The 17,628-nt window shown below is 64.1% G+C and carries 15 protein-coding genes; 7 read left to right on the forward strand and 8 right to left on the reverse strand.

Annotated features, from left to right (window positions below):
* Positions 1-309 precede the first annotated feature (309 nt).
* Complete coding sequence (locus ACERHN_RS19535) at positions 310-876, forward strand: YSC84-related protein (protein WP_415920681.1); 567 nt, start codon at positions 310-312, stop codon at positions 874-876.
* 189 nt (positions 877-1,065) lie between these two features.
* On the opposite strand, the gene ACERHN_RS19540 is transcribed toward ACERHN_RS19535, so the two are convergent.
* Positions 1,066-2,322, reverse strand: a complete 1,257-nt coding sequence (locus tag ACERHN_RS19540; protein ID WP_415920682.1) for a hypothetical protein — start codon at positions 2,320-2,322, stop codon at positions 1,066-1,068.
* Positions 2,323-2,393: 71 nt separating this feature from the next.
* Complete coding sequence (locus ACERHN_RS19545) at positions 2,394-3,266, reverse strand: NAD(P)-dependent oxidoreductase (RefSeq protein WP_415920683.1); 873 nt, start codon at positions 3,264-3,266, stop codon at positions 2,394-2,396.
* Between the two features lie 102 nt (positions 3,267-3,368).
* Here ACERHN_RS19545 and ACERHN_RS19550 point away from each other — a divergent pair, with 102 nt between their 5' ends.
* From ACERHN_RS19550 to ACERHN_RS19565, 4 genes are all read left to right on the forward strand, one after another.
* Positions 3,369-5,840 (forward strand): penicillin acylase family protein, encoded by a 2,472-nt coding sequence (locus ACERHN_RS19550; RefSeq protein WP_415920684.1) that lies wholly within the window; start codon positions 3,369-3,371, stop codon positions 5,838-5,840.
* Positions 5,837-6,376, forward strand: coding sequence for a L,D-transpeptidase family protein (locus ACERHN_RS19555; protein WP_415920685.1), 540 nt, complete (start codon positions 5,837-5,839; stop codon positions 6,374-6,376). The genes ACERHN_RS19550 and ACERHN_RS19555 overlap by 4 nt, the downstream gene beginning before the upstream one ends.
* The gene (locus ACERHN_RS19560) at positions 6,377-6,922 is read left to right on the forward strand and encodes a pseudouridine synthase (RefSeq protein ID WP_415922775.1); all 546 of its coding nucleotides are present in this window, start codon (positions 6,377-6,379) and stop codon (positions 6,920-6,922) included.
* A gap of 120 nt (positions 6,923-7,042) precedes the next feature.
* Positions 7,043-7,717: a hypothetical protein gene (locus ACERHN_RS19565; RefSeq protein WP_415920686.1), complete on the forward strand. Its 675-nt coding sequence runs from the start codon at positions 7,043-7,045 to the stop codon at positions 7,715-7,717.
* A gap of 33 nt (positions 7,718-7,750) precedes the next feature.
* On the opposite strand, the gene hflX is transcribed toward ACERHN_RS19565, so the two are convergent.
* The 4 genes from hflX to trkA form a co-directional block, all read right to left on the reverse strand.
* Positions 7,751-9,025: a GTPase HflX gene (gene hflX / locus ACERHN_RS19570; RefSeq protein WP_415920687.1), complete on the reverse strand. Its 1,275-nt coding sequence runs from the start codon at positions 9,023-9,025 to the stop codon at positions 7,751-7,753.
* Positions 9,022-9,261, reverse strand: a complete 240-nt coding sequence (gene hfq / locus ACERHN_RS19575) for an RNA chaperone Hfq (RefSeq protein ID WP_007119530.1) — start codon at positions 9,259-9,261, stop codon at positions 9,022-9,024. Before hfq ends, hflX begins: the two co-directional genes overlap by 4 nt.
* A gap of 129 nt (positions 9,262-9,390) precedes the next feature.
* Entirely contained in the window at positions 9,391-10,938 is a 1,548-nt protein-coding gene (locus ACERHN_RS19580) for a TrkH family potassium uptake protein (RefSeq protein ID WP_415920688.1), read from the reverse strand.
* Positions 10,938-12,314, reverse strand: a complete 1,377-nt coding sequence (gene trkA, locus ACERHN_RS19585; protein WP_415920689.1) for a Trk system potassium transporter TrkA — start codon at positions 12,312-12,314, stop codon at positions 10,938-10,940. Before trkA ends, ACERHN_RS19580 begins: the two co-directional genes overlap by 1 nt.
* 144 nt (positions 12,315-12,458) lie before the next feature.
* Between trkA and ACERHN_RS19590 the strand changes: the two genes are divergently transcribed.
* On the forward strand, positions 12,459-12,926 hold the full coding sequence (locus ACERHN_RS19590) for a hypothetical protein (RefSeq protein ID WP_415920690.1): 468 nt from the start codon (positions 12,459-12,461) through the stop codon (positions 12,924-12,926).
* Positions 12,877-13,941 carry an ester cyclase gene (locus ACERHN_RS19595; RefSeq protein WP_415920691.1) on the forward strand — a complete coding sequence of 355 codons (1,065 nt, stop codon included), beginning with the start codon at positions 12,877-12,879 and terminating at the stop codon, positions 13,939-13,941. Before ACERHN_RS19590 ends, ACERHN_RS19595 begins: the two co-directional genes overlap by 50 nt.
* A 20-nt stretch (positions 13,942-13,961) precedes the next feature.
* On the opposite strand, the gene ACERHN_RS19600 is transcribed toward ACERHN_RS19595, so the two are convergent.
* Both ACERHN_RS19600 and ACERHN_RS19605 read right to left on the reverse strand, forming a co-directional pair.
* The gene (locus ACERHN_RS19600; RefSeq protein WP_415920692.1) at positions 13,962-15,374 is read right to left on the reverse strand and encodes a sigma-54-dependent transcriptional regulator; all 1,413 of its coding nucleotides are present in this window, start codon (positions 15,372-15,374) and stop codon (positions 13,962-13,964) included.
* Positions 15,371-17,578, reverse strand: a complete 2,208-nt coding sequence (locus ACERHN_RS19605) for an ATP-binding protein (RefSeq protein WP_415922776.1) — start codon at positions 17,576-17,578, stop codon at positions 15,371-15,373. The genes ACERHN_RS19600 and ACERHN_RS19605 overlap by 4 nt, the downstream gene beginning before the upstream one ends.
* Positions 17,579-17,628: the final 50 nt, after the last annotated feature.

Here is a 17,628-nt window from a genome sequence, read left to right on the forward strand (position 1 = left end):
GCAGCGGTGACCGTACGCCGCCCGCTGCATCGGACGCTCTGTGACGGGGGATCGCGCACCGCCGGGAACACTGTGCGTCCGACTTTTCAAGTACTGCCGTTTCAGCGGCCCCACAGTCGATGAACGTGCACCGGAGCGTGGCCGCTGAGGAAGGGTGTCCGCTACCCAACCTACCCGCCACACGACATAAGCGCCGCTTTGCCCATACCGTGCCGTAGCACGTGACAGCGCAGGCCGATCGGCGTATAGTTGCGCACAAGCGTGGACAAACCGCGCAGAACACGAGCAAAAACACAGGCGGTTTTTACCATGAAGACAGTTCAAATGTCGCGGCGCAGCTTTGCAGTTGGCGCGTTGGCGAGCGTGGGGGTCACGGCCGCCTGCGGCAATGGGGTTGGCAGCCGGGGCGGCACACTGATCGACGCGCGCGTCGATGCGACGCTGCAAGAGATGTACCGGAGCTATCCCAACACCGTATCATTGGCGCAAAAAGCGAACGGCATGCTGGTCATGCCGCTGGTGACAGAGGCCGGGTTCGGCTTTGGCGGCGCGTTCGGGCGCGGTGCGTTGCGGGTGAACGACGTGACGGTGGATTACTATTCGCTGGTCAAGGGATCGGGCGGTCTGCAGATCGGGGCACAGCAGTTCGCGCATGTGCTGTTTTTCATGACCGAGGATGCATTGGTCGATTTCCGCCGCTCGCCCGGTTGGGCCGCGGGCGCAGACCTTGAATACGTGGTGTCTGACAAGGGTGAAAGCGTTGCCGCGGACACGACGACCGTACTGTCCCCGGTGCTTGCGGCCGTGTTTGCACAAGCCGGCTTGCGCATTGGCGCAACGCTCGAAGGCACAAAATACACGCGCATCATCCCCTGATAGGGCCTGGCATGGTGGCCGTGATCGGTCACCATGCCAAACCGATTTGGCGCGCCTCGTTATCTTGCAGATTGGGGGGGTGTGCGGTGTCATGAAATACACCGCCATTTTGCACAGGAACATAGTGGCTGTGCCCACTCTGCCTCAGTGCACGCGAGCACGACCACCGTCTTCACATCAGGCGCGCATCTAGGCTGCGGCAGAGGCCTTGCGCGCCTGCCGGAATTTATGGCGCGCCTCACGACTGCGCAGCAATCCGCCCGCTCGGTCGATGATGTCATGCACCGCTCCTTCGACATCTTCCATCAACCGGCTCAATTGCGCCTCCGCCTGTTGCAGACGTTCCACCACACCATCAAGCGCGTCGGTATCGCTCTCTGATTTGGAGCGTTCGATGTTGCACATCGTGCGTGTCATTTCGAGGCCGAAGACCATGCGGCGCATGTCCTTGCTGACACGTTCAAAATATTCCGCACGGCGCGCGACATCCTTGACCGCCTGCACCGTTTTCTCTTCATAAAGCTGGACCATCCGTTCCAGCGCGGACAGATCGTTGGCCTTTTTCTCGGGCCGCATGCCTGTTTCATTCTGCAAATGCAGCAACAACTCACCGACCAGTTCGGACGTCGCGGCGAGAAACTTTGCCTCGCTCACCGGTGCGATGGCATTCTCGGCGGCCTGCAAGAAATCCTTGAGCGATTGCGTGAATGTTTCCGTCATCGTCTGGTAATTCGCGGAAATCACACCGATGGGACCGTCGCGCCCTTCGAGGCGCATCGCCTGAAGCCGCATGTTGTCCGGTATCTGATTGGTCTGCGCCAACAGCGCATCAAGGTTGCGCCCGGCATTGGCGATGGTCTTGACCGCCTCTTCAATCCCCGAAAGCGCCAAAACGACCCGCGGCTTGGGGCGGTTCAGGGTCGCACACCGCGCAAGCAGCTCACGCTCCAGCGCGTCGGCCATGAACGCCTCGTAACTGGGCGCGCCCATCTCCGCGACCTCGGACAAAAGCAGGCCAACGCTGTCTTCGGGGTCCAACCCTTCATCGCGCTCGCGTACGGCCAGCGCGCCATAGAGCGCCTTCATCACGGCGACCTGCTCCGACATGGGTTTGAGCCGGACGGACACATACCCGTCCTCAAACGGCATGGAGACCGCAAAAACGGTATAGGCTTCGCCCGACTTGGTGCGGTTGACCACGTAAAGCCCCACCGGATCGCCCGCGGACATCCGCGTCCAGAGCAGCTTGAACACCGCCCGCGGCATCGCCGGATTGCGCACCAGTTTATGCGGCGCGCCGATGATCTCACCCCAGTCATAGCCTGACACGTTCTGAAACACGCTGTTTGCGGATTGGATCCGGCCAGCCGAATCCGTGCGGGAGAAAAACAGGTGTTCCGGTCGAAACGCCGGTGTTTCACGCATATTGGAAAGCGTTTCAGGCATGGCAGGGTCCTTCCGAGACTGCGCGCGCATGTTCTCAGAGGGGCCTTACCAATTCCTGAACCGATGTGGGTTTATCCCATGGCGCGCAGCCGCTTGATCAGGCTCGATGTATCCCAGCGGCCCCCGCCCAGCTTTTGCACGTCCTTGTAGAATTGATCGACCAGCGCCGTCAGCGGCAGGCTGGCGCCATTCTCATCCGCCGTCTCGAGGCAGATGCCCAGGTCCTTGCGCATCCAGTCCACGGCGAACCCGTGGTCAAAATGGTCGTCGAGCATCGTTTCGTACCGGTTCGACATCTGCCAGCTGCCTGCGGCGCCCTGGCTGATCACCTCGACCACGGACCGTCCGTCCAGCCCCGCCTTTTCCGCAAAATGCAGCGCCTCGCTCAGGCCCTGCACGACACCGGCGATGGCAATCTGGTTGCACATCTTGGTCATCTGGCCCGCACCCGACGCCCCGATGCGGCGGCACAGCTTGGCATAGACCTCCATGATCGGCTCGGCCCGTGCATAGGCGCCTTCGTCACCGCCGCACATGATGGACAGCTGTGCGTTTTCGGCCCCCGCCTGCCCGCCCGAAATCGGCGCGTCGACAAAGCTGATCTGCGCGGCATCGGCGGCGGCATAAAGTTCAACCGTGACCGATGCCGACACCGTGGTGTGATCCACGAACACCGTGCCGGGCCCCATACCCGCAAAGGCACCGTCATCCCCAAGGCACACGCCCCGCAAGTCGTCGTCATTGCCGACACAGGCCATCACGAAATCCGCGCCCTCGGCGGCGGCGCGCGGCGTGTTTGCCATGGACCCGCCATGAGCGTTCACCCAATCCTGCGCCTTTGAGACGGTGCGGTTGTAGACAGTGACATCGTGGCCTGCCTTTTGCAGATGGCCCGCCATGGGCGCGCCCATCACGCCAAGCCCCAGAAACGCCAGTTTCGCCATATCCCATCTCCCTCGTGCCTTGCGCTTTGCTGCGACCCTACCTAACAGTCGGGGCCCAAGGGTCAACGACGCATCGGCAATCAAAAGGGGGCAGCAGCGGCAATGGCAGTGGTGTTTCAATGGTTGGTCCGGTTGACCGCAGGGGTGGTGGTCCTCGTGGTGCTGGGCGTGGCCATGATCTATTACCTCGCCTCACGGTCCCTGCCCGATTACGACGCCGTGGTGCGTGTGCCCGCGATCACCGCCCCGGTGGAGATCGTGCGCGACAATGCAAACGTGCCCCACATCTTTGGCCAGACCGATGCCGACGTGTTCCAGGCGCTTGGCTTTGCCCATGCGCAGGACCGGCTGTGGCAGATGATGATGATGCGGCGCACCGCCCAAGGCCGCCTGTCCGAAGTGTTCGGCACCACGACAGTGGAGATCGACAGCTTTCTGCGCCGCTTGGACCTCTACCGCCTTGCCGTTCAGTCGGTGGAGGCGCAGGACGACCGCACGCGCGCGGCGTTGACCGCCTATGCCGCCGGTGTGAACGCGCGGCTTGACCAGATCAACACCGAAGCGCTTGGCCGCGGCGCGCCAGAGATGTTCCTGTTCAATGCACCGCTTGCGCCGTGGCGGCCCGCTGACAGCATCGCGGTGGCCAAGCTGATGGGGCTGCAGCTTTCGGGACATATGGAAGAGGAAGTGCTGCGCGCGCGCCTGTCGCTGGCGCTCGACAATCCGGAGCGTCTGGCGGACCTGTTGCCGGATGTGCCCGGACCGGGTGTGGCCAGCCTGCCGGAATACGCGACCCTTGTACCCGGAACCGACCGCCGCTTTGCCGCGCAGGATGCAACGCAGCACCCCCTGTCGCCATTCCCGCGCCGGGGTCTGGCGGGCGCATCCAACGCCTGGGCTGCGGCGGCCACGCGGTCGGCCTCGGGGGGCACGCTGTTGGCCAATGACCCGCACCTCGGGTTTACCGCGCCCTCGGTGTGGTATCTGGCGCGGCTAGAGTTGCAATCGGGCGGCATCATCGGGGCCACGATCCCCGGCATGCCTGTCGTGCTGACGGGTCGGTCGAACGTGCTGGGCTGGGGTCTGACCTCGGCCTATGTGGACGATCAGGATGTGATGATCGAGGAGTTGAACCCCGACGACCCGACACAATACCGCACCCCCGACGGCTGGAAAGAGTTCGAAGCACGCCCCTCCATCATCGAGATTGCGGATGAAAAGCCCGTCACGCTGACCCTGCGCTGGACCGATAACGGCCCTGTCCTGCCCGGCAGTTTCCGCAATCTGGGCGCGATCACGCCGCCCGGACACGTGGCCGCCCTGAGCTGGACCGTGCTCAGCCCGCGTGACACGTCCCTGAGTGCTGCCATGGGCGTGATGACTGCCCAGACCGTGGCCGAAGCCATCACCGCCAGCGAAAGCTATATTGCGCCCGCGCAGAACCTGACCCTTGTGGACCGCGCCACCATCGCGATGAAGACCATCGGCGCAGTGCCGATGCGTGACGCCAATCACCAGAGCGAGGGGCGCTTGCCCAGCCTTGGCTGGCGCGCCGAAAACCGGTGGCAGGGCCGCATGGCCTACAGCTCGAACCCCGGCTTCGTGTCCCCCGTGGGCGGCATCCTCGGCAACACCAACAACAAGATGGTCGACCGCCCCTTTCCCAACCATGTCAGCCATTCCTGGGGCGATACGCAACGCGTCCAGCGGTGGCGGCGCCTGATGCAGGCGCGCGAAGTGCACACGCGCGACAGCTTTATCGAAGCGCAGCTGGATATCGTATCGTTCACCGCCCGGTCGCTGCTGCCGCTGATCGGGGCGGAGTTGTGGTTCACCGGGGAGGCCGCCCCCGCCGGCACGCCCGAACGCCAGCGCCAGCGGGCGCTCACGCTGCTGGCGGAATGGAACGGGGCGATGAATGAACACTGGCCCGAACCGCTGATCTATGCCGCGTGGCTGCGCGCGCTGCAGGATCGGCTGGTGCGGGATGAGCTGGGGCCGATGGCCAACACGCTCACCCATGTGGAGCCCCTGTTCATCGAACGGGTGTTCCGCGATGTGGACGGGGCCAGCGTGTGGTGCGACGTGCGCCAGTCTGCGCCCGTAGAGACCTGCCCGGATATGGCGCGGCTCGCCCTCGACGACGCCCTGCTGGAGATTGGTGAGACCTATGGCACCCAGCTTGAAGGGCTGCGGTGGGGCGATGCGCATCAGGCGACGCATGACCATCAGGTGCTGGGCGACGTCCCGCTCCTGCGCTATTTCGTGAACATCCGCCAATCAACACCCGGTGGCGACAACACACTGCTGCGGGGGCTGAGCCGCGGCACGGGGCCAAATCCGTTCGAAAATGTGCACGGCGCAGGCTATCGCGGGGTCTATGACTTTGCCGATCCCAACAGTTCGGTGTTCATCCTGTCCACCGGGCAATCCGGGCATTTCCTGTCGCGCCACTATGACGACATGGCGCAGCTGTGGCGGCGCGGTGAGTATATCCCGATGTCGCTGGACGAAGGGCTCGCACGGGCGGGCGCGGTTGGCGTGACGCGGCTGGAACCGCTGGGCCAGCGATGAAACGGGCGCTGATCGTGCTCCTGGGTCTTGCCCTTGGGCTTGTCGCCTACAGCCAATTGGCACGGCACATGGCCCATGGCACGCCACCGCCCATGGCCGCGGCACAGGATCAGGCCGACGCAGTGATTGTGGACAAGGCCGCGCGTCGCATGCAGCTGATGCGCGGCACGCAAATGCTGGCGGAATACCCCATCTCGCTGGGTGGCGCACCTGCAGGGCACAAGACGCGCGAAGGCGACGAACGCACGCCCGAAGGCACATACCTCATCGATTGGCGCAACGGCCGGTCCATCGCGCATCTGAGCCTGCACATCTCCTATCCAAATGCCGCGGACCGCAGCGCCGCAGAGGCGCGCGGCGAAGACCCCGGCGGCAACATCATGATCCACGGGATCCTGAACGGCTGGGGCTGGGTCGGCGCGCTGCACCGGTCGTGGGACTGGACCAACGGCTGTATCGCCGTGACCAATGCCGAGATGCGCGAGATCTGGTCGCTGGTGCCCAATGGCACGCCGATCACGATCCTGCCGGGATAGATCATGCCAACGATCCTGTTCAACAAACCCTTTGGCGTGCTGTCGCAATTCACCGACAAAGGCACCGAAGGCTCGCCCCGCCCCACCCTGTCCGCTTTTATTGATCTGCCGGGCGTGTACCCCGCCGGACGGCTCGACCGCGACAGCGAGGGGCTGATGGTGCTGACCTCCGACGGCGCGCTGCAGGCCCGCATCGCGCATCCGAAGTTCAAGGCGGCCAAGACCTACCTCGTGCAGGTCGAGGGCACCATCGACGACGCGGCACTGGCGAAGTTGCGCGGAGGCCTCACCCTCAAGGACGGCCCGACCCGTCCCGCCAAGGCGCGCCGCATCGCCGCCCCCGACCTCTGGCCCCGCGACCCGCCCATCCGTGTGCGCAAAACGGTGCCCGACAGCTGGCTTGAGATCACGATCACCGAGGGCCGCAACCGGCAGGTGCGCCGCATGACGGCCCATGTGGGCTTTCCCACGCTGCGCCTGATCCGCGTGCAGATCGGTGACTGGCATCTGGGCGACCTTGCGCCCGGCACGTGGCGCCCAGCCTAGCCCCAAGGTTCCTGAGGTATGGTCCGGCACTTGGCGGATCAGGCGTGTAACACGCGCACAGGCACCGTAATTGCCTGAAATCGTCATACTATCGACCGTTTCCCCGTGGAAACCATGCGCATGAAAAGCGGATTTCAATCATTCAAGGCCATCTGGGAAACGCTGAACGACAGCGGTGCCCTTGGTCCGGCATTTGCCGCGCTGCTGGCGATGAGCCTTGCGGCTGGCTTGATCTTCCTCGGTGTCTGGCTGTACCGCCGGTATCGCATGTTCCGCCTGGCTGGAGGGGTCCGGGGCATACGCACCCGCAAACACGTGGACACCCTGCGGGCAGACGGTCTGCTGCAGGGGGATGTGACATTCCCCGACGCGGTGGAAATGGCGCAGACCGGAACGCTTCGCAAGACGTCGCTCGAAGACAAGATGGTCAACTGTGTCGTGCCGCTGGAAATGCTGTTCAGCTGCGATGACCACGGGCTGTATTACCAGTTCGAAATGGGCGAATGGGACGCAAGGCAAGTGGCGTCATGGGTCGAGGTGGTCAACGCCCTCGAAGTAACCGAGATGACCAAGGTTCTGGAAGAGGTTGCGTTGATGCACGACGTGATCTGCCACCCGGAATTCGACGGCGAACACCCACACGGTCAGAGTACGCTTGGCTGGACGTTGTGGCAGCGGGCCGCCGAGCTGCGCGCGCGGGTCGAAGAATCGGATGGCATCGCGCGGCTCAGAGCGGCCTGCGAAGCGCATCTGCGCAAGGCCGCGCCCGATATGCTGCCGCTGCCGACCTGGTGAAACCGGTCGGCCCTCCGGCACGTAGCGCGCCGGTCAGAGACCGTCGAACCGGGCCTTCTGAATGGCAGTCCAGCGGATGTCGAATTCGAAACCGTCCTCGCCCTGCCGCTCGGCCAGCACCACGTCCTGCTCAAAGAGCCACGCGCGCTTGCGCCCATCGGAAAAGGGCAGCACCAAAGTCTCCTCGGTCACCGCGCCCTGCAACGTCTCCGCCACGGTGGCGAGCAGATCGTCCAGCCCCTCGCCCGTGATCGCAGACAGCGCAAGCACGCCGTCATCCCGTTCGGCACGGGCGCGCACGGCGTCGGCCTCTTCGGCGGGCAGCAGGTCCACCTTGTTCCAGACCTCGAACGCGGCGCGCTCTGCATCTACGCCCAGATCGGTCAGGATGGTGCGCACGTCCTCGGCCTGCGCCTCCGTCTCGGGGTGCGAGATGTCGCGCACATGCAGGATCACGTCCGCCGCCAGCACCTCTTCGAGCGTGGCGCGGAAGGACGCGACCAATTCCGTGGGCAGGTCCGAAATAAAGCCCACCGTGTCGGACAGGATCACCTCTGGCCCGTCGGGCAGTTCCACCCGTCGCATGGTCGGGTCAAGAGTGGCAAAGAGCATGTCCTTGGCCATCACCTCCGCCCCCGTGAGCCGGTTGAACAGCGTGGATTTGCCCGCGTTGGTATAGCCCACAAGCGCCACGATCGGGTACGGCACCTTGGCCCGTGCCGCGCGGTGCAGGCTGCGCGTCTTGACCACCTTGTCGAGTTGGCGGCGCAGGCGCACCAGTTGGGTGTCGATGGCACGCCGGTCCGCCTCGATCTGCGTCTCACCCGGGCCGCCCACAAACCCCAGCCCACCGCGTTGCCGTTCCAGGTGGGTCCAGGCGCGCACCAGACGGGTGCGTTGGTAGCTGAGCGCGGCCATTTCGACCTGCAACACACCCTCGCGGGTGGCGGCGCGGTCCGAAAATATCTCGAGGATCAGGCCCGTACGGTCGAGCAGCTTGACCTTCCACTTGCGTTCCAGGTTGCGCTGCTGCACCGGCGTCACGGGACCGTCGATCAGGACCAGTTCCACCTCCGCATCGTGCAGCCGCTCTTTCAGCTCGTCGATCTTGCCGTCCCCGAACAGCAATCCCGCTTTCGCACTGCGCAGCGGCACGACCTCTTGCCCGACCACTTCAAGCTCGGGCAAGGCGTGTGCCAAAGACACCGCTTCGGCCAGCGCAAAGCGGGCCTCGCGCCGATCCGGGTCGGATTTGATATCAGGATGCAGGACCCACGCGCGGGTCAGCTGCGGCGCGGTATCACTCAAGAGGCGTCTTCGCCCTCATAGAGCGAAATCGGCTGGCTCGGCATGATCGTCGAGATCGCGTGTTTATACACAAGCTGGCTCTGACCATCGCGGCGCAGCAACACGCAGAAATTGTCAAACCACGTGATAACGCCCTGAAGTTTAACACCATTGATCAAAAAAATTGTCACGGGCACTTTGGTCTTGCGCACGTGATTGAGAAACGCATCTTGCAAATTTTGTCTGTCCGAAGCCATGTCGGTTAACCCTTTTTTTCTTGCTTAGGCCTGCGGACCAGACCATCCCACCGGCAAGAGTATGTCTTTTGCCAAATGAACATTCCACCCCAAAAAACAGTCCGTTACGGACCTATAGCGGTGCCCCGCTCAGCCACGCCACAGATCAGGCGTGAAAAGCGCGATGATGGCAAGGGTTTCGAGCCGTCCCAGCACCATTGCGGCGGCAAAAATGGATTTTGCGGTCACATTCAGTTCGCTCAGCCGGATCGGCGTATCGCCTGCCATATCCAGCAGCGGGCCGGTCGTGGACAGGCCCGAAATGGTCATGACAAGGGCGGTCTCAAAGCTGAGCCCGGTCGCGGCAAGCGCGATCGAAACGAGGGCCAGTGACAGCGCAAAGAGCATGAAAAACACCCACGCGATGAATGCACCGTCCTTTTGCAAGCGCCGCCCCATGACGCCCGCGCCGGAGACGGACGACGGATGCACCAGCCGCTCCATCTCGCGCAGCCCGTTTTGATACAGCGCGAAGACGCGCAGCAGTTTGACGCCCCCCGCTGTGGTCGCGACCCCGCCGCCAATCACCGCAAGCCCCAGAAGAAGCAGACCGGGTGTCTCCAGCCCGGACCACGACTGCGCCGCGGCCCAATAGGTGGACGCAAACCCCGTGGTCGTCAAAAAGCTCATCACCGTGAACGCTCCACCCCAGAGCGCACGCGCCGCGTCGCCCACGCTTTCCTCTGCGTTCACGTCGATGGCACCTGCGAAATGGCGCAGGAACAGGCAGAGCGGGACAATGATGACCAGCGCGATACCGATCCGGAACTCCGGATCGCGCAGCAGGTTGCCCGCGCCTGCATTGACGGTGTCGGTGGAAAAGGTCAGCCGCGACAACGCAAAGAGCATGAACAGCATCATCACGACTTCCCCCGTGATGCCCGATGCGCCGGCTTCGAGCCCGCCCACGGGCGAGATGCCGGAAGTGGCCATGATCGACATCGCATGGCTGATCGCGACAAGCGGCGCGTCCCCCGACACCGACAAAAGCACCCATAGCAGCAGCGTCAGCCCCATGTAGATCGGCACCAGCACCGCACTCACCTTGCCGATGCGCACCCGTACTTCGGGGGCGGTCATGCCCACATCCGTGTTGGCGCGGCGGCCCGGTTCGGCCCGCGCCGTCACCTCGAACCCGCCAAGATTCAGAGGCGCCAGAATCGCGGACGCCGCCACCCACATCAGCAAACCACCCATCCAGCCCACGATGGCGCGCCACAGGTGCAGCGCCGGGTTCAACCGTTCGGGATCGTCAAAGAGCGTGGCACCCGTCGTGGTGATCGCACTGACCATCTCGATATACGCATTGAGAAACGTCGTGGTCCGCAGCCCTTCGTAAAACGGAACGGCAAGCACCGCGGGCAGGAACACAAACGCACAAAAGAGCGACACGAGCGGTCCCAACGGCCCGTGCCGCGGATCGCGCCCGGCATGGGCAAAGGCGATGAGGCCAAAGATGATCAGCCCCAACAGCCCGCTATAGAGAAACGCGCGGCCCGTCACATGTTCGCGGATCAGCCCGGCATAGACCGCCGGAATGATCATCAGCGCCGAAAACACGCCCAGCACGATCAGGAACAGCGGAAGGCGCAACACGGTTGCGCCGATGCCCGGTCGTTGCTGCCCCCGCACTGGCATCAGAAAAAGTCGATGGACACCTGCATCAGGCGCTCCACCTCCGGCACGTCCTTGGCCATGGCAAAGATGGCGATCACATCGCCTTCGTCGATGCGGGTCTTGCCCACGGGGCGGATGACCTCGTCGCCCTTGCGGACCGCTCCGACCAGCACACCTTCGGGAAAGTCGATCTCGTTGATGCGTTGGCCCGCCATGGGCGATGTCGACAGAACCTCGGCCTCGATCACCTCTGCGTCGGCGTCCCCGATGGAATAGACCGACCGTACGCGCCCGTGCCGGATATGCCGCAGGATCGACGACACGGTCGTGGCACGCGGGTTGATATAGGCGTCAATGCCAAGCGGCCCCATCATCGGCACCAGCGTGGGATCGTTGATCAGCGCGATGGCATAGGGGCAGCCCTCGGATTTCGCACGCACCGCGGCCAGCATGTTGGTCTTGTCATCATCCGTCACGGCCAGCATCGCATCCGCGCGCGCCACACCCGCCTCCGCCAAAAGCGCCACATCGAGACCGTCGCCGTTCAGCACAATCGTGCGCTCCAGCGCTTCGGCAGCGAGTTCCGCGCACCGCCGGTTGCGTTCGATCACCTTGGCACGCACCCGTGTCGCGCGCCCTTCGAGCGCGCGCGCCACGGCCAGACCCACATTGCCCCCGCCCACCAGCACGACGCGTTCCTGCTTGCGCATGGTCTTGCCAAAGACCTCCATCGCGCGGGGCACATCGTCCACATGGGCAAAGACATAGGCCTCGTCCCCGGCAAAGAGCTGATCCCCCGCCTCGGGCGCAAAAAGCGTGCCGTCCCGCCGGATGCCCACAACCACAACCCGCAAGGTCGAAAACAGGTCCGTCAGCTGGCGCAGCGGCGTGTTCAGCACCGGACAATCATCGTCGAGAGCAATGCCCAGCAGCTGTGCCTGCCCGTCGATGAACAATTCCGTATCGAACGCGGCGGGCGCGCTCAGCCGTTGCAGGGCGGCGGCGGCCACCTCGCGTTCGGGGCTGATCACGACGTCGATGGGCATGTGGTCGCGCCGGTAGAGGTCAGAGTAAATGACGCTCAGGTAGGACTGGCTGCGCAGGCGGGCGATCTTGCGGTTGATGCCGAATACCGAATGCGCCACCTGACAGGTCACCATGTTGACCTCGTCCGAATGGGTGGCCGCAATCACCATATCCGCATCCCGCGCGCCCGCCCGGTCCAGCACATCCGGATAGCTCGCAAAGCCGGCCACCCCCTGCACATCAAGCGTGTCCGTGGCGCGCCGCACAAGGTCGGGATCGCTGTCGACCACGGTGACGTCGTTACGCTCGCCCGAGAGGTGGCGGGCAATCTGCCAACCTACCTGCCCCGCTCCGCATATGATGACCTTCATGCGCTGTCCTTGGCCTGGCCCCGGGACGGTGTTCGTCCGCAATCTCAGCGTCCCTGCATGACAGAGCCGAACCGCGTGGTCAATATTTGCACACGTGTGCAAATGGGAATTGCCAAAGCGCAGGGATTGGGGCACGGTCAGGGCATGCGTGTCTGGATCGCCTTGTCCTGTCTGCTGGCCGGTGCGGCCTGTCTGCCGCTCAACACCTTCTACGCCGAAGGGGTGAGCGTGGCACAGCTGGAACGCGACACCACGCAATGTGACGTGCAAGCGCTGCGCGACGCGCCTGTGGCCAACGTGGTCCGGCAAGGGCCGCCGCGCTTTGTCCGCGGTCGCAGCAGTTGCGACGCAACCGGCAAATGCCATCACAGCGCAGGCTATTGGGTTCCGGGCGAAGTCTACAGCGTAGACGTCAACGCCGACCTGCGCGCCCGCGTAAAGGGGCAATGCATGGCTGATCGCGGCTATGCCCCCGTTGAAATACCCGCCTGCCCTGCAGGTGTGAGCCAAGCCGCGCCCGACGGGCGCACAACCATCCTCCCAACCTTGAATGAGAAGACCTGTGTCATCAGAAACCAAGACGGCAGCATCCACATCGTCCAGCGCGGCTGAGGCCGCCGCCCGGCTGCACGACGCCAAAACCATTGTCCGCGCGCACCACGCCGCGATCTCGCAAGCGGGCGCGGCGGATGTGCGCCAGGCCCTGTCGCTGCACATGGACCCAGACGTCCACTGGCGCGGCATGCACCCCTGGCACGAACAGCACGGGATCGACGCGGTGGCGGGGCAATTCTGGACACCGCTGATGACTGCGCTGACCCGGCCGCAACGCCGGGTCGATGCGTTTTTTGCCGGGGACAATACGCTTGAGGGCGCGGACGGCATCTGGGTGGCGAGCATGGGGCATATCATGGGCCTCTTTGACACCGCGTTTCTGGGCATCCAGCCGACGGGCAAACTGGTCATGCTGCGCTTTGCCGAATTCAGCCGGGTGCTGGACGGGCGCATCGTCGAACAGGCGTTCTTCTGTGACCTCTTGCACCTGATGCATCAGGCGGGACAGTACCCGCTGCCCAACATGACCGCTGCACAGTTGGTACAGCCGGGGCCGATGACCCATGACGCCATCCTGCTGGAGCCTCAGGACGCAGGCGAAAGCGCGAAGACGCTGGACCTGATCAACGACATGATCGGCATGATTTCCAAGGTCAACGCCACCGACACCCCGCCCCCGCCGCAGGAAGAACTTGCCCGGCACTGGCATGACGACATGGTCTGGTGGGGGCCGACGGGGATCGGCGCGACCTACACCATCGATCGCTATATCGAGCAGCACCAGCAGCCGTTTCGCAGGCAATTGGGTGACCGGCAATTCAACGGGCACATCGCCCGCTTTGCCGAAGGCAACTATGGCGGTTTCTTTGGCTGGCCGAACCTGACGATGGACTGCACCGGCCCGTATCTGGGCCTGACGCCATCAGGGCGCAAGGCCGACATGCGCGTGGTCGATATCTATCGCCGCGACGGCGACAAGCTGGCCGAAAACTGGATCTTCATCGACATGCTGCATTTCCTGAACATGCAGGGGCTCGACGTTCTGGCACAGTTGGAGACGCGGGCGCGGTGACACGCCCGGTTGGCGGCGGGTTACTCCGCCGCCTGCTGCGCCTCTTCGACCTGAGCCACACGCGCACCGCCCTTGGACGCGGTAACCACGCCAAGCGATTTCAGCTTGCGGTGCAGGGCCGAGCGTTCCATGCCGACGAAATTCGCCGTGCGGCTGATATTGCCGCCGAACCGGTTGATCTGGGTCAGCAGGTATTCGCGTTCGAACGCCTCGCGCGCCTCGCGCAGGGGCAGCGTCGCCAGCGCACCGGAGAGGACCACGCGCCCCTCTTCGGCCTCGGGCTCTGCCGGACCGGGCAGTTCCTTGGCCTCGATCGGGCCGGTGCCGTCGCCAAGGATCAACACACGTTCCACCATATTCTTCAACTGACGCACATTGCCGGGCCAGACCATCGTCTGCAGCAGCGCCGAGGCGTCCTCGCTCAGCTCGCGCTTGGGCAGACCCTGCGCGCCGTTGAACTCGTCGATGAAATGCGCGGCCAGCACCGGGATATCTTCGCGCCTTTCCTCGAGGCTCGGCACCGCAATCGGAACCACGTTCAGCCGGTGGTACAGCTCTTCGCGGAAGGTCTGCGCGGCAATCGCCTCGTCCAGATCGCGGTTCGTCGATGAGATGACACGCAGATCCACGCGTACCTTGTCGGTGCCGCCCACGCGCTGGAACTGCTGATCCACGAGCACGCGCAGGATCTTGGATTGCGTCCCGATGGGCATGTCGGCCACCTCGTCGAAATAGACGACACCGCCATGCGCCTGCTCCAGCAGGCCCTGCTCTACCCCGCGATCCGCCGTCTCGCGTCCGAAGAGCACCTCTTCCATACGCTCCGGTTCCACACCGGCGCAGTTCACGGTCACGAACGGGGCATCCGACCGGTTCGAGTTGGCATGGATATAGCGCGCGGCAACCTCCTTGCCGCTGCCGCCCGGGCCGGTCAGCATCACGCGGCCATTGGACTTGGTCACCTTGTCCAGCTGCGACACCAGCGCGCGGAAGCTGGCGGAATTGCCGATCATCTGCGCGGGGGCGGCTTCGGGGCGGCGCAGGCTCTGGTTTTCGCGGCGCAGGCGGCTCGTTTCCATCGCGCGGCGGATCACCACCAGCAACTGATCGATATTGAACGGCTTTTCGATAAAGTCGTAGGCGCCTTGCTTGATCGCAGCCACCGCAATCTCGATATTGCCGTGGCCCGAGATGATCACCACGGGCACGTCCGGATTGTCGCGCTTGACCGTCTTGAGGATGTCGATCCCGTCCATCCGGCTGTCCTTGAGCCAGATGTCGAGGATGATCAGCGCAGGCTCCCCCGTGTTGATCGCGCCCATCGCGTCGTCGGAATTGCCCGCCAGCCGCGTGGCGTAGCCTTCGTCCTCCAGAATGTCCGAGATCAGCTCCCGGATATCCCGTTCATCATCCACAATCAGAATATCGCTCATACCGCCTGCTCCTGCTCAACAACTGCCGGCGCAAGGGGCAGTGTGATCACTGCCATCGCGCCGAAATGGGTTTGACCCTCAAAGGGGGCCGCGTCTTCGAGGGTCAGAGTGCCCCCGTGTTCTTCGATGATCTTCTTGACGATGGGCAGGCCAAGGCCGGTGCCTTCATCGCGGGTGGTGACATACGGCTCAAACAGGCGCGCCCGGTCCTCGGGCAGGCCAATGCCATTGTCCGCGATGGTGATCCGTGCGCCGCGCGGGCCGGTGTCCATCTGCACCTCGATACGGGGGCGATGCCCGTCGGGCGCGCCCTTTCTGTAAAGGGTTTCAATGGCTTCGCCCGCGTTCTTCACAAGGTTGGTCAACGCCTGTGAGATCATAGTCGCATCCACATCCGCAAGGATGTCCTCGCTCGGCAGATCGTCAGCAATCTCCACATCCGGCTGGCCCGCACGCTGGAGCACCACGGCGTCCCGCACGAGGGTCACAAGGTTCTGGCTGGTCCGCTCCGGCTCCGGCATCCGGGCGAATTTTGAAAATTCGTCCACGATACGGCGCAGGTCGCCGGTCTGGCGCACGATGACATCCGTCATCTGTTCAAGGCTGTCACTGTCCTCGCCGACCTTGGGCGCGAACTTGCGCTTGATCCGCTCCGCGCTCAGCTGGATCGGGGTCAGAGGGTTCTTGATCTCGTGCGCGATGCGGCGCGCCACGTCGCCCCAGGCCGCCATCCGCTGCGCCGACACAAGGTCCGTCACATCGTCAAAGGCGATCACGTACCCTTCGAGCCGCCCGTTCGCATTCCGCCGCGTCGCCATCCGCACCAGCAGATTTTCAAGCTGCCCGTTGCGGGTCACCTTGACCTCGCTCTGCGCCACTTCCTGCCCGCTGGCCTTCAGGAGCGCAAAGAGCGCTGCAAATTCCGGGATCGCCACGGCCAGCGGCACGGCCTCCTGCGCGTCCTCCTGCCAATCCAGCAGCCGTTCGGCCGAGCGGTTGGCAAAGGTGACCTTGCCCGCCGGATCGACACCCACAACGCCGGACGTGACAGAGCTGAGCACTGAATCAAACAGCCTGCGCCGCCGTTCGATCTGTTCGGTATTGGCCAGCAACGTCTGCCGCTGCCCCTTGAGCTGGCGCGTCATCTGGTTGAAATACCGGCCCAGCATGGCGATTTCGTCGTCGCCCTCTTCTTCGCGCACCTGCACGTCCAGATCGCCGGAGCCGACCCGTTGCGCGGCCCCCGTCAGACGGCCCACGGGCCCGCTCAGCCGTTCGGCAAACCACAGACCCAACGAGATCGCCGCCAGGATCAGGATCAGCGCAAAGCCCAGGTAAAGCAGCCCGAACTGGAACAGCACGCGGCCCCGCTCACTCTCAAGCTGCTGGTAGAGCAGCACGGTTTCCTGCGTCTCATCGACAAGCGACAGGATTTCACCATCCACATCGCGACTGACATAAAGGAACCGGTCCACATAGGACGCCAGCGGCACCAGCGCCCGGAATTCATTGCGCGGCCAGTCTTCGATGATGCGAATGCCATCTTCGATTGCGGCGTCGAAATCGGTGCGCTCCGGCTCTTCGTAATCAAAGAGGTAAGACCGGTCGCCGCGCGCGCGAATTTCACCTGTGCCATCAACGATATAGGCCTCGCGCAGGCCCCGCTGCACCTGCAATTGCCCTTCGGTCAGGACCTCGCGATCCCCCACAATCTGCGCGCCCCGCACCGTATCGATATAGCGGGCTAGCGCACGCGCATCCGCAGCCAGGTCTTCGCGCTGCTCCGCCTCATAGGCTTGTGCTGCGGCCAGCGAATTGCCGACCACGCGGCTCACCCGTTCAGAAAACCAGCCCTCAAGGCCGATGTTGACCGTCAGCCCCGCAAACACCGCCACCGTCACCGTCGGGATCAGCGCCAGCAGCGCAAAGGCCCCTGTCAGGCGCAGGTGCAAGCGGCTGCCTGCGGATTTGGCCCGGCGCGCCGCGATCAGGCGCGCGATCTGTGACATGACCAGCGCCGCCACCATCATCACATAGACAAGGTCCGCGAGCAGCACGAGCCGCAGTGCGAGCGACCGACCGCCCTGATCGAGCGGCCCGAGAATGAGATAGGTCACAAGCGCCAGTAGTGGGCCCAGCACCACAAGACCAAGCGTCGCGAAATTGCGCACCCGCCGTTTGCGACGCAGACGCCCTAACCGCACCCATAGGGAGGTTCGTGTCGTAGATGCCACGTGGCACGCCCTCGATGATG

Source organism: Tateyamaria rhodophyticola, assembly GCF_047777875.1.
In the GTDB taxonomy this organism is placed as follows: domain Bacteria; phylum Pseudomonadota; class Alphaproteobacteria; order Rhodobacterales; family Rhodobacteraceae; genus Tateyamaria.

Bases quoted from the DNA above. Each gene is read 5' to 3' on its own strand.
- ACERHN_RS19535 (WP_415920681.1), top strand. From the start codon at position 310: ATGAAGACAGTTCAAATGTCGCGGCGCAGCTTTGCAGTTGGCGCGTTG.
- ACERHN_RS19540 (WP_415920682.1), bottom strand. From the start codon at position 2,322: ATGCCTGAAACGCTTTCCAATATGCGTGAAACACCGGCGTTTCGACCG.
- ACERHN_RS19545 (WP_415920683.1), bottom strand. From the start codon at position 3,266: ATGGCGAAACTGGCGTTTCTGGGGCTTGGCGTGATGGGCGCGCCCATG.
- ACERHN_RS19550 (WP_415920684.1), top strand. From the start codon at position 3,369: ATGGCAGTGGTGTTTCAATGGTTGGTCCGGTTGACCGCAGGGGTGGTG.
- ACERHN_RS19555 (WP_415920685.1), top strand. From the start codon at position 5,837: ATGAAACGGGCGCTGATCGTGCTCCTGGGTCTTGCCCTTGGGCTTGTC.
- ACERHN_RS19565 (WP_415920686.1), top strand. From the start codon at position 7,043: ATGAAAAGCGGATTTCAATCATTCAAGGCCATCTGGGAAACGCTGAAC.
- hfq (WP_007119530.1), bottom strand. From the start codon at position 9,261: ATGGCTTCGGACAGACAAAATTTGCAAGATGCGTTTCTCAATCACGTG.
- ACERHN_RS19580 (WP_415920688.1), bottom strand. From the start codon at position 10,938: ATGCCAGTGCGGGGGCAGCAACGACCGGGCATCGGCGCAACCGTGTTG.
- trkA (WP_415920689.1), bottom strand. From the start codon at position 12,314: ATGAAGGTCATCATATGCGGAGCGGGGCAGGTAGGTTGGCAGATTGCC.
- ACERHN_RS19590 (WP_415920690.1), top strand. From the start codon at position 12,459: ATGCGTGTCTGGATCGCCTTGTCCTGTCTGCTGGCCGGTGCGGCCTGT.
- ACERHN_RS19600 (WP_415920692.1), bottom strand. From the start codon at position 15,374: ATGAGCGATATTCTGATTGTGGATGATGAACGGGATATCCGGGAGCTG.